9 protein-coding genes are annotated in these 11,501 nt (G+C 68.8%); 2 read left to right on the top strand and 7 right to left on the bottom strand.

What is annotated here, in order from left to right; genetic code table 11:
- Positions 1-25: 25 nt before the first annotated feature.
- The 7 genes from AC3WVS_RS23815 to gloB form a co-directional block, all read right to left on the bottom strand.
- Positions 26-1,195, bottom strand: a complete 1,170-nt coding sequence (locus AC3WVS_RS23815; protein ID WP_492320589.1) for an acyl-CoA dehydrogenase family protein — start codon at positions 1,193-1,195, stop codon at positions 26-28.
- A gap of 6 nt (positions 1,196-1,201) precedes the next feature.
- Positions 1,202-2,053, bottom strand: a complete 852-nt coding sequence (locus tag AC3WVS_RS23810; RefSeq protein WP_316150529.1) for an enoyl-CoA hydratase family protein — start codon at positions 2,051-2,053, stop codon at positions 1,202-1,204.
- Positions 2,054-2,085: 32 nt separating this feature from the next.
- Positions 2,086-2,889: an SDR family NAD(P)-dependent oxidoreductase gene (locus tag AC3WVS_RS23805; RefSeq protein ID WP_492320588.1), complete on the bottom strand. Its 804-nt coding sequence runs from the start codon at positions 2,887-2,889 to the stop codon at positions 2,086-2,088.
- Complete coding sequence (locus AC3WVS_RS23800) at positions 2,886-5,240, bottom strand: bifunctional salicylyl-CoA 5-hydroxylase/oxidoreductase (protein ID WP_492320587.1); 2,355 nt, start codon at positions 5,238-5,240, stop codon at positions 2,886-2,888. Before AC3WVS_RS23800 ends, AC3WVS_RS23805 begins: the two co-directional genes overlap by 4 nt.
- 171 nt (positions 5,241-5,411) lie before the next feature.
- Complete coding sequence (locus AC3WVS_RS23795) at positions 5,412-7,304, bottom strand: propionate--CoA ligase (protein WP_492320586.1); 1,893 nt, start codon at positions 7,302-7,304, stop codon at positions 5,412-5,414.
- Positions 7,305-7,490: 186 nt separating this feature from the next.
- Positions 7,491-9,182, bottom strand: coding sequence for a transglycosylase SLT domain-containing protein (locus AC3WVS_RS23790; protein ID WP_492320585.1), 1,692 nt, complete (start codon positions 9,180-9,182; stop codon positions 7,491-7,493).
- Positions 9,183-9,323: 141 nt separating this feature from the next.
- Complete coding sequence (gloB, locus tag AC3WVS_RS23785; RefSeq protein WP_492320584.1) at positions 9,324-10,124, bottom strand: hydroxyacylglutathione hydrolase; 801 nt, start codon at positions 10,122-10,124, stop codon at positions 9,324-9,326.
- Between the two features lie 12 nt (positions 10,125-10,136).
- Here gloB and AC3WVS_RS23780 point away from each other — a divergent pair, with 12 nt between their 5' ends.
- Positions 10,137-10,937 (top strand): methyltransferase domain-containing protein, encoded by an 801-nt coding sequence (locus AC3WVS_RS23780; RefSeq protein ID WP_010814333.1) that lies wholly within the window; start codon positions 10,137-10,139, stop codon positions 10,935-10,937.
- Between the two features lie 78 nt (positions 10,938-11,015).
- A complete protein-coding gene (rnhA, locus tag AC3WVS_RS23775; RefSeq protein WP_010814334.1) occupies positions 11,016-11,453 on the top strand; it encodes a ribonuclease HI in 438 nt (145 codons plus the stop codon).
- Positions 11,454-11,501 lie beyond the last annotated feature (48 nt).

The following is an 11,501-nucleotide window of genomic DNA, read 5'->3' as shown; positions in this document are numbered from 1 at the left end:
AGTTCGTGGGTGGCACGCGGGCGCGTCAGGCTTTGCGCCCGGCCAGCGTCTCGCGCGCAATGATCAGCTTCTGCACTTCGGTGGCGCCTTCATAGATGCGCAGCGAGCGGATCTCGCGGTACAGGCTTTCCACCCGCGTGCCGACCTTGACGCCCAGGCCGCCGAACATCTGCACCGCACGGTCGATCACCTGCTGCGCATTCTCGGTCGCCACCATCTTGGCCATGGCCGCCTCGCGCGTGGTGCGCTGGCCCTTGACATCGCGCAGCCAGGCCGCGCGGTAGGTCAGCAGCGCCGCGGCGTCGATCGCGGTGGCCATGTCGCCGATGGCGGCCTGCGTCAGCTGCAGGTCGGCCAGCACGCCGCCGAACATCGGGCGCGCGCAGGCGCGCGCCAGTGCATCGTCCAGCGCGGCGCGGCCAAAGCCCAGCGCCGCCGCCGCGACCGAGGCACGGAAGATGTCGAGCGTCATCATCGCCACCTTGAAGCCCTGCCCCGCCTCGCCCAGCCGGTTGCCCACGGGCACGCGGCAGTTGTCGAAACGCAGCGTGGCGAGCGGGTGCGGCGCCATCACGTCGATGCGCTCGGCGATGGTCAGGCCCGGCGTATCGGCGTCCACCACAAAGGCGGAGATGCCGCGCGCGCCCGGCGCCTCGCCGGTGCGCACGAACACGCAGTAGAAGTCGGCAATGCCGCCGTTGGAAATCCAGGTCTTGGCGCCATCGATCACATAGTGGCTGCCGTCGTCCGACAGCCGTGCGCTGCACTGCATGGCGGCCACATCGGAACCGGCCTCCGGCTCGGACAGCGCAAACGCGGCAATCGCCTCGCCGCGGGCCACGCGCGGCAGGTAATGCGCGCGCAGCGCATCGCTGCCGGCCAGCGAGATCGCGCCCGAGCCCAGCCCCTGCATGGCAAAGGCAAAATCGGCCAGGCCGTCATGGCGCGCCAGGGTCTCGCGCAGCAGGCACAGCGAGCGCGAATCCAGCGCCGGCAGCGCGCCGCCGTGCGCGGCCGGCACGCAGTAGCGCAGCCAGCCGGCCTCGCCCAGCTGGCGCACCAGCGCGCGGCAGGCGGCGTCGGTATCGCTGTGGTCGACATGGAGGTGTTGCGCGCACCAGGCGTCCAGTTCGCGCTCCAGTGCGCGGTGCGCGTCGTCGAACAGCGGCAGGTCGAGATAGGTCTTGTCGGACATGGCGCTTCAGTCCCCTTCGAACACCGGCTTGGTCTTGGCGACGAAGGCCTCGTAGGCGCGGCGGAAGTCGCGCGTCTGCATGCAGATGGCCTGGGCTTCGGCCTCGGCCTCGATGGCCTCGTCCAGCCCCATGTTCCATTCCTGGTGCAGCAGCTTCTTGGTCACGCCGTGCGCAAAGGTCGGGCCGGCGGCCAGTTGCGCGGCCAGCGCCTGCGCCTGCGCCAGCACCGCTTCGGACGGATGCAGCGCATTGAAGAAGCCCCACTGCAGGCCCTCTTCCGCGCTCATCGAGCGGCCGGTGTAGAGCAGCTCGCTGGCACGCCCCTGCCCGATCACGCGCGGCAGCAGCGTGCACGCGCCCATGTCGGCGCCGGCCAGGCCGACGCGCGTGAACAGGAACGCGGTCTTGGCCTGCGCCGTGCCCAGGCGCATGTCGGAGGCCAGCGCCATCATCGCGCCGGCGCCGGCGCAGATGCCGTCGACCGCGCTCACCACCGGCTGCGGGCAGGCGCGCATGGCCTTGACCAGATCGCCGGTCATGCGCGTGAAGTCGAGCAGCTCAGGCATGGTCATGCGCGTGAGAGGCCCGATGATCTCGTGCACGTCGCCGCCCGAGCAGTAGTTGCCGCCCGCGCCCGTCACCACCACCGCCTTGATGTCGCTGGCATAGCACAGGCCGCGGAACAGATCGCGCAGCTCGGCGTAGGAATCGAAGGTCAGCGGGTTCTTGCGCTCCGGCCGGTTCAGCGTCACGGTGCCGACCTTGCCGTCGCCGGACACCGACCACAGGAAGTGCTCCGGCTGGTAGCCGGCAAAGCTGCGCTTGTGGTGGCGCATGTCGAGTGCGATCTCTGTCATGGGTTCTCTCTCAGGTCCTTGTGCTGTCGTTGTCAGCCGGCCATCACCTCGCCGCCGGCCACCGGGATTGCCTGGCCGGTGATCGCCGCGGCGGACGGCTGGCACAGCCAGGCCACGGCGTCGGCCACTTCCTCGGGCTGCACCAGGCGGCGCTGCGGATTGCGCGCGGCCAGTTCAGCGCGGGCCTCGGCTTCAGTGCGGCCGGTCTTGCCGACGATATTGGCCACCGCGTCGCGCACGATGTCGGTTTCGGTATAGCCCGGGCAGACCGCGTTGACGGTCACGCCCTTGGCCGCGGTTTCCAGCGCCAGCGCGCGCGTCAGGCCGATCACCCCATGCTTGGCCGCGCAATAGGCACTGACATAACCATAGCCGATCAGGCCGGCCGTGCTCGCCACATTGACGATACGGCCCCAGCCCGCGTCGAGCATCGCCGGCAGCGCCGCCTGCGTGCACAGGAAGGTGCCGGTCAGGTTCACGTCCAGCATGCGCTGCCACAGCGCGGCGTCGGTCTTCAGGAACGGAGCGCTGTGCGCCTGGCCGGCATTGTTGACCAGCATCGACACCGGGCCGGCCTGTTCCGCGGCGGCGGCGAAGGCGCGTGCCACGCTGTCGGCATCGGCAATATCGGCCGTGACAAAGGAGACTACGGCGCCTGCGGAAGCAAGCTCACGCAGCGCTTGCACGGTCGCCTGCAAGGCGCCGGCATCGCGGCCCAGCAGTGTCACGCTGGCGCCGTCGGCCAGCAGCCGGCGCGCGATGGCCGCGCCGATGCCGCGCCCGCCGCCGGTGACCAGCGCGTGGCGCCCTGACAGTGAACCCGTGCTGCGCGTCATCCCTGCTTCTCCTGCGCCGCGGCGCGTTCCAGGTTGGTTTCAAGTTGCCGCTTGCCGGCCTGGTACTGCTTGGGCCAGGCGATATCGCGATAGCCGATGCGCGCCGCTTCCTGCAGCGTCCAGGCCGGGTTGGCCAGATGCGGCCGCGCGATCGCGCACAGGTCGGCACGGCCCGCGGCGATGATCGAGTCGACGTGGTCGGCCTCGAAGATCGCGCCCACGGCAATGGTGGCGATGCCGGCTTCGTTGCGGATGCGGTCGGCAAACGGGGTCTGGTACATGCGGCCGTAGACCGGGGCCTGGTCCGGGCTGACCTGGCCCGACGAGCAGTCGATCATATCGGCGCCGGCGGCCTTGAAGGCGCGTGCGATCTCGATCGCGTCGTCGGGGGTGATGCCGCCTTCGACCCAGTCGTGCGCCGAGATGCGCACCGACATCGGCTTGTGTTCCGGCCACACCTCACGCACCGCGGCAAACACCTCCAGCGGGTAGCGCAGCCGCGCGGCCAGCGAACCGCCGTATTCATCTTCCCGCGTATTGGTCAGCGGCGAGATAAAGCTCGACAGCAGGTAGCCGTGCGCGCAGTGTAGCTCCAGCCAGTCGAAGCCGGCCTCGGCGGCGCGGCGCGCGCTGGCGACGAAGTCATCGCGCACACGGTCCATGTCTGCGCGCGTCATCTCGCGCGGGGTCTGCGACTCGCCCGGCAGGTAGGGCAGCGGCGAGGCCGAGATCACCGGCCAGTTGCCGTCCGGCAGCGGATGGTCCATTGCCTCCCAGCCGAGCTGGGTCGAACCCTTGCGGCCCGAGTGGCCGATCTGCATGGCGATGCGCGCATCGCTGTTGGCATGCACGAAGTCGACGATGCGGCGCCAGGCATCGCGCTGTGCGTCGTTCCACAAACCCGGGCATCCCGGCGTGATGCGCGCATCGGGCGACACGCAGGTCATCTCCGCCACCACCATGCCGGCGCCGCCCAGCGCGCGCGAACCCAGGTGGACCAGGTGGAAGTCGCCGGGCACGCCGTCGGTGCATGAGTACATCGCCATCGGCGACACCACCACGCGGTTCTTCAGCGTGACGCCGCGCATGCGGAACGGCGTGAACATCGGCGGCAGCGGCTGATGCTCGCGCAGTTGCAGGCTTTCCGGTTGCACGCCGGCCTGCCGCGCCAGCCAGTGCTCGAACTGCGCCACGTAGTCCGCATCGCGCACGCGCAGGTTCTCATGCGAGATGCGCTGCGAGCGGGTCAGCAGGGAATAGGCGAACTGCTCCGGCGGCAGGCTGCCCGCGTAGCGCTCGACGTTCTCGAACCATTCGGTCGAGTTGCGCGCCGCGTTCTGGATCTTCAGCACTTCGACGCCGCGCGTGGCTTCGTAGCGCGACAGTGCATCGGGCAGGCCGTCATGACCCCTGCCACGGATTTCCTCGGCCAGGTCAATCGCATCTTCCAGCGCCAGCTTGGTGCCCGAACCGATCGAGAAGTGCGCGGTGTGCGCGGCATCGCCCATCAGCACCACCGGCACGCGGCGGCCGTCGGGCAAGGTGTTCCAATGCACCCATTGGCGGCAGATCACGCGCGGGAAGCGGATCCAGATCGCCGAGCCGCGCAGGTGCGCCGCATTGGTGATCAGCTTGTTGCCGTCGAGGTAGCGCGCGAACAGGCGCTCGCAGTAGGCCACGCCCTCTTCCTGGCTCATCTGCTCGATGCCCGCGGCGCGCCAGACCGACTCCGGGGCCTCGACGATAAAGGTCGAGGTGGTGTCGTCAAAGCGGTAGGCGTGCGCCTGGAACCAGCCGTGCTCGGTCTTCTCGAAGGCAAAGGTGAAGGCGTCGAACAGCTTGTGCGTGCCCATCCAGACAAAGCGGCACTGGCGCGTGTCGATGTCAGGCTGGAAGGTGTCGGCGTAGCGGGTGCGGATGCGGCTGTTCAGGCCGTCCGAGGCGATCACCAGGTCGGCCTGGTATTGCATCGCCAGCGCCTGGTCGTCGGACACATCGATCTCGAACACCAGCTTCACGCCCAGCGCCTCGCAGCGTGCCTGCAGGATATTGAGCAGGCGCTTGCGGCCGATGCCGATAAAGCCATGGCCGCCGGAGCGGATGGTGCGCCCGCCGATATGGATGTCGATATCGTCCCAGTGGTTGAAGGCCGCGTTGATCTCGGCCGCGCTGACCGGGTCGGCTTGCTTCAGGTTGTCCATGGTGGCGTCAGAGAACACCACGCCCCAGCCGAAGGTGTCGTAGGGCCGGTTGCGCTCGACCACGATGACCTCGTTGGCCGGATCCTGCAGCTTCATCAGCAGCCCGAAGTACAGGCCTGCCGGGCCACCACCAATACAAAGCACTCGCATCTGTCGCCTCCTGCCGGCTGCGCCGGGCACCTTTGCCCAGGATCACACCGCCATCTAGATGATGTCTAAATATTTTATACTTCAAATATTAGACTGCATCACGGCCGATGGCAAGGGCGGGATGCGGAGTGCCCCGCACGGCACCCGCATCCCACGCCCTCAGCCCGCCATCTAGCCTTTCAGCGCTGCCTGCAACTGTTCCAGCGCACCCGGGTCCTCGATCGTGGTCAGGTCGCCCGGATCGCGTCCTTCGGCCACCGCCTGCATGGCGCGCCGCAGCAACTTGCCGGAGCGCGTCTTGGGCAGCGCATTGACAAAGAATACGCGCGCCGGCCGCGCCACGGCACCCAGTTGCTGCTCCACCGTCTTCATCAGCTCGCCCTCCAATGCCAGCCGCGCTTCGGCCGTGGCCGTGCGCGCCGGATCGCGGGCGATGCAGAAGGCCATGGCCACCTGCCCCTTGAGCGCGTCCTGCACGCCCACCACCGCCACCTCGGCCACGGCGGCGTTGGACGACAGGCTTTCCTCGATCTCGCGGGTGCCCAGCCGGTGGCCGGCCACGTTGATCACGTCGTCGGTGCGGCCCAGGATAAAGACGTAGCCGTCGGCGTCGCGCACGCCCCAGTCGAAGGTCGAATAGCACAGCCGGTTCGGCACCGCCTGCCAGTAGGTGCGCACGAAGCGGTCGTCGTCGCCCCAGACCGTGCTCATGCATCCCGGCGGCAGCGGGCCGTCGATGGCGACCACACCCTTCTGCCCCGGCGGGCATTCAGCGCCGGTGTTCTCGTCGACGATCTTCAGGTCATAGCCATAGGCGGGCACGCCGGGCGAGCCCAGCTTGGGCGGCAGCGCCTCGATGCCGCGCTGGATCGCGAGGATCGGCCAGCCGGATTCGGTCTGCCAGTAGTTGTCGACCACGGGCTTGCCCAGGCCGTCCTGGATCCAGCGCGCGGTGGGCTCGTCCAGCGGCTCGCCGGCCAGGAACAGCAGGCGCAGGCTGGACAGGTCATAACGCGTCAGCCAGGCCGGGTCCTGCTTCTTCAGCACGCGGATCGCGGTCGGCGCGCTGAACATCAGGTTGACCTGGTATTGCTCCACCAGCCGCCACAGGATGCCACCGTCGGGGCGGATCGGCGTGCCTTCATACATCAGCGTGGCCATGCCGGCCAGCAGCGGGCCGTAGACGATATAGCTGTGCCCCACCACCCAGCCGATGTCCGACGCGGTGAACATGGTGTCGCCGGGCTTGCCGCAGAAGATGTATTCCATCGAGGTGGCCAGCGCCACCGCGTAGCCGCCGGTATCGCGCTGCACGCCCTTGGGCTTGCCGGTGGTGCCGGAGGTGTAGAGCACGTACGACGGCTCGCTCGATTCCAGCCACACGCACGGCACCTGCACGCCGGCCACGCGTTCGCGCCAGGCGGCGTAGTCCTCATCGCGGCCCTCGGTACGGGGCATTTGCGCCAGTTGCCGGTCCACCAGCAGCACCTTCCCGGGCTGGTGCGACGAGAGCCGGATGGCCTCGTCCAGCAGCGGCTTGTAGGGCACCACCTTGCCGGCGCGCGAGCCGGCGTCGGCGCTGACCACCACGCGCGGCCGGGCATCCTCGATGCGCGCGGCCAGGCTGACCGAGGCAAAGCCGCCGAACACCACCGAATGGATCGCGCCGATGCGCGCGCAGGCCAGCATGGCAAAGGCGGCTTCCGGGATCATCGGCATGTAGATCAGCACGCGGTCGCCCTTCTGCACGCCCAGGCCCTGCAGGATCGCGGCCATGCGGCTGACTTCGTCGTGCAGCTCGGCGTAGGTAAAGGTGCGGGCCTGGTCGGTCTCGCTCGAGACCCAGTGCAGCGCCGGCTGGCTGGCGCGGGCCGCCAGGTGGCGGTCGACCGCGTTGTGGCACAGGTTGGTGCGCCCGCCGGCGAACCAGCGCGTAAAGGGCGCGCGGCTGTTGTCGAGCACCTGGCCGAACGGGGCTTCCCAGTCGATGCGCGCCGCCTGTTCGGCCCAGAACCCCTCGGGGTCGGCCAGCGAACGGGCATGCACGGCATGGCTTGCCGTCATGTCTGTCTCCTCCGCGTCTGCGGTCATTGTGATGATGACCGTAGTTTGCCACCGGCGCGGGTGCGCGTGGACACAGATTCGGAGAGGGGCGCGCGGGCCCCGGGGGCCGGCACATGAAAAAAGGGGCGTGCCGACGGCATCGCCCCTTCTTGCGCCATGCGGCGGACCAGCCGGCGCCCGCATTCGTCAGCGGGCCTTGGCCCCCTTGGCGCCGGCCTTGGCCGACGCCTTGACGGTCGGCCCCGGCTTGGACTCGCGCACCACGCGCGCCGGCGCCGCCTTGACTGCCGTTCGCCGCGAGGCCGCCTCGACGGTGACGCGCTTGCGCGGCTCCGCCTTGCCCGCCTTGCCCTTGGCCGAGACCCGCACGATGCCGCCCTTGCTGCTTCGCTCGGAACGCTCCGCACGGTCGGCGCGCTCGGCACGGTCAGCCTGTTCGGCACGTGCCGCCCGCACCGCGCCGGCGCCGCGCACCGGCACCATCAGCACCAGGCTCTGCCCGGCGACCAGCTTGGTGCCGGAGAGCTTGTTCCACGACTGCACCTGCCCCGCCGAGACGCCATAGCGCCGCGCCACCGAGGCCACGGTGTCGCGCCGGCCGGCTCGCACCACCACGCGGCGCGCATCCGGCAAATCAGGCTCCATCGCCAGCATGGCGCTGTCGGCCAGGGTCGCGCTGATATCCTGGTCGTGGCGGCCCGAGCGCGGGATCATCACGGTCGAGCCGGCCTTCAGGCGCATGCCCTTCGGGATGCTGTTGATCTCGCGCAGCGTATCGGCGTCGACGTTCAGCCGTGCCGCCAGCGCTTCGATACGCTCGCGGCTGTCCACCGTCACCGCCGACCAGCTCGACAACCCGCCGCGGTAGGTGTTCAGGTTGTACTGGAAGCGCTCGGCGTTATCGAACGGCAGCAGGATCTGCGGGTTGGACGCGCCCAGGATCACGGGCCGGTTGAACGACGGGTTGAGCGCCTTGAATTCCTCTACCGACATGTCCGCCAGCTTGGCCGCCAGGTTCACGTCGATATCGCGCGAGGTGGTCACCGTGACAAAGTACGGGTGGTCCGGGATCTCGGGCAGCTTGACGCCATACGCGGCCGGGTTGGCGATGATGTTCTTGACCGCCTGCAGCTTCGGCACGTAGTAGCGCGTCTCGTTGGGCATGGGCAGGCTGGCGTAGTCGGTCGGCAGCCCTCGCGCCTGGTTGCGTGCGATCGCGCGCGACACCGCGCCCTCGCCCCAGTTGTACGCCGCCAGCGCCAGGTGCCAGTCGCCGAACATGTCGTAGAGCCGCGCCAGGTAGTCCAGCGCGGCGTCGGTCGAGGCCAGCACGTCGCGGCGCTCGTCGCGGAACATGTTCTGCTTCAGGTTGTACGACTTGCCGGTGCTCGGGATGAACTGCCACATGCCGGCCGCCTTGGCGGTGGACTGGGCCTGCGGGTTGAACGCGCTCTCGACGAACGGCAGCAGCGCCAGCTCGGTCGGCATCTTGCGCCGTTCCAGCTCTTCTACGATGTGGTACAGGTAACGGCTTGAGCGCCCGACCATCCGTTCCATGTATTCCGGCCGCTGCGCATACCACTGGGTGCGGTCATCGACCAGCGTGCCCTCCAGGTCCTGCATGGCAAAGCCGCGCCGGATGCGGTCCCAGATGTCGCTGGACGGGCCGCGCAGCCAGTCCAGGCCAGCCTGGTCGACATTGATCGTGGATGCGGAAGAAAGCGCCGATTTGTCGCTGAGCGAGTTGAGCGGGTCCTGGCGCTTGGCGGTCTGGGCGGTCGCGGCGCCGTTGGCGCCATCAGGCGGCGTGGGGGTGCTGGCGCACGCTGCAAGCAGCGCGGCGCACGCGACCACCGCCAGTAATCGACCAATTTTCATTAAGTTCTCGAATCGTGACGCCAAAAGGATGCGTGATGCTAAAAAAAACCGCGTATCGCGTCAATCAGATTTTCCATATAGCCAATATCCGCCGGGCAGCCGGAAAGCCTTGCGGCGCAAGGCGCGCAGGCCAGGCAGGGCTCAGCGGAAATTGTCCTTCCAGCCGCGCAGCGCACCGAAAGCCTGCGCATCGCCCGTGGCGGCCCCGCCCTGCGCCGCCACCGCCGCGCGCACCGCGGGCTCGCGCGAGCGCAGGAAGGGATTGACCTCGCGCTCATGGGCGATGGTGGTCGGCAGCGTCGGCTGGTCCGCCGCGCGCAGCGCGTCGACCCGCTGCGCCCACGCCGCCAGCGCGGCATTGGCCGGTTCCACCGCCCGTGCAAAGCGCACATTGCTGCGCGTATATTCGTGCGCGCAATAGACGCGGGTATCGCCCGGCAGTGCCGCCAGCTTGTCGAGCGAGTCCAGCATCTGTGCCGGCGTGCCTTCGAACAGGCGCCCGCAGCCACTGGCAAACAGGGTATCGCCACAGAAGACCGCCGGGCCGGCTTCGCCCAGGTCACCCACATAGGCGATATGGCCGGCGGTGTGCCCGGGCACGTCCAGCACGTGCAGCGTCAGGGCCGGCGTCTCCAGCGTCACGACATCGCCTTCGCGCAGGGCCCGGGTGCGCCCGCCAATGCGTTCGCCGGCCGGCCCCAGCACCGGCATCGGCGCGCCCGACGGGGTGCGCGGGTGCGCCGCCAGCAACTCGGCCACCCCGCCCTGGTGATCGCCGTGGTGATGGGTGATTACAATAGCGCCCAGAGCCAGACCGCTTTGCGCCAGGAAGCGCTCCACCGGCGCGGCCTCGCCGGGATCGACCACGGCGGCGCTATGCCCGTCGTGGATGGCCCAGATATAGTTATCCTGGAACGCCGGGATCGGCTCAACCTTCAACATGCGCATGCTCCTATGTCCAATCGTCCCAATCATCCGATTGTAAGCTGGGAAGACTGGCTGGCCTCGCCGCCCGGTGAGTACATGCTGCGCTGGGAAGCGCAGCAGTACGACCGGATCGTGACCGACATCTTCGGCTACCACGCCGTCCAGTTGGGCCTGCCCTTTATCGACACCCTGCGCGAGAACCGGATGCCGTTCTCGGCGCTGGCGCTGGACCCTTCCAGCGGACCGCACGGGCCGCGCGCCGCACATCCCGACGCGCGCCAGCTGCTGTGCCGTTTCGACGAGCTGCCGTTCGACACCCAGAGCATCGACCTGGTCACCCTGCCCCACATCCTGGAATTCGCCGAAGACCCGCACGAAGTGCTGCGCGAGGTCTCGCGGGTGCTGATGCCCGAGGGGCGCGTGGTGGTCACCTGCTTCAACCCGATGAGCCTGTGGGGCGCGCGCCAGGGCATGAACCGGCTCGGCGCCACGCCCTTCCTGCCGACGGACGCGCAGCAGATCGGCTTCGTGCGCATCAAGGACTGGCTCAAGCTGCTGGGCTTCGATATCATCCGCGGCCGCTTTGGCTGCTACTGCCCGCCCTACCGCACCGACCGCTGGCTGCAGCGCGCCGCCTTCATGGAAAAGGCCGGCGACCGCTGGTGGCCGATCTTCGGCGCGGTCTATATGATCTCGGCGATCAAGCGCGTGCGCAATATCCGCCTGGTCGGCCCGGCCTGGAAGAGCAAGCCGGCGCTGGCTCCGGTGTCATCGCCCGTGGCCACGCCTACCGGCACCCACGGCAAGACCCCCGGCGAAGAGCGCTGACGCCGGCGCGCGCCCGCGCTCTCACCCAATTCGCCCTCAAAGCGCCACCTGCCCGGCGGGTGGCCACCTTGGAATCACATGCAAGAAGTCACGATCTACTCCGACGGCGCCTGCAAGGGCAATCCCGGCCGCGGCGGCTGGGGCGCGGTGCTCGTCGCCGGCACCAGCGAGAAAGAAATGTTCGGCGGCGAGCCCAACACTACCAACAACCGCATGGAAATGACCGCCGTGATCGAAGCGCTGCGCGCGCTCAAGCGGCCCTGCGTCGTGCGCGTCTATACCGACTCGCAGTATGTCCAGAAGGGCATCAGCGAATGGCTGCCCGGCTGGAAGGCCCGCGGCTGGAAGACCGCCGACAAGAAGCCCGTCAAGAATGCCGACCTGTGGCAGGAACTGGACACCCTGGCGCAGCCGCACCAGATCTCCTGGCACTGGGTGCGCGGCCACAACGGCCACCCCGGCAATGAGCGCGCCGACGCACTGGCCAACCGCGGCGTCGAATCGATCGGCCGCTGATCCCTCTCCCTAACAAGAAACCGCGGAGCGCCCGCGCCGCTCCGCTAG

This window comes from Cupriavidus sp. CPT47-8839-RL05A (genome assembly GCF_058792255.1).
This window is presented reverse-complemented; position numbering and strand designations above follow the sequence as displayed.

Coding starts and splice junctions, on each gene's coding strand:
- AC3WVS_RS23780 (WP_010814333.1), top strand. CDS start 10,137: ATGTCCAATCGTCCCAATCATCCGATTGTAAGCTGGGAAGACTGGCTG.
- AC3WVS_RS23795 (WP_492320586.1), bottom strand. CDS start 7,304: ATGACGGCAAGCCATGCCGTGCATGCCCGTTCGCTGGCCGACCCCGAG.
- rnhA (WP_010814334.1), top strand. CDS start 11,016: ATGCAAGAAGTCACGATCTACTCCGACGGCGCCTGCAAGGGCAATCCC.
- gloB (WP_492320584.1), bottom strand. CDS start 10,124: ATGTTGAAGGTTGAGCCGATCCCGGCGTTCCAGGATAACTATATCTGG.
- AC3WVS_RS23815 (WP_492320589.1), bottom strand. CDS start 1,195: ATGTCCGACAAGACCTATCTCGACCTGCCGCTGTTCGACGACGCGCAC.
- AC3WVS_RS23805 (WP_492320588.1), bottom strand. CDS start 2,889: ATGACGCGCAGCACGGGTTCACTGTCAGGGCGCCACGCGCTGGTCACC.
- AC3WVS_RS23800 (WP_492320587.1), bottom strand. CDS start 5,240: ATGCGAGTGCTTTGTATTGGTGGTGGCCCGGCAGGCCTGTACTTCGGG.
- AC3WVS_RS23810 (WP_316150529.1), bottom strand. CDS start 2,053: ATGACAGAGATCGCACTCGACATGCGCCACCACAAGCGCAGCTTTGCC.
- AC3WVS_RS23790 (WP_492320585.1), bottom strand. CDS start 9,182: ATGAAAATTGGTCGATTACTGGCGGTGGTCGCGTGCGCCGCGCTGCTT.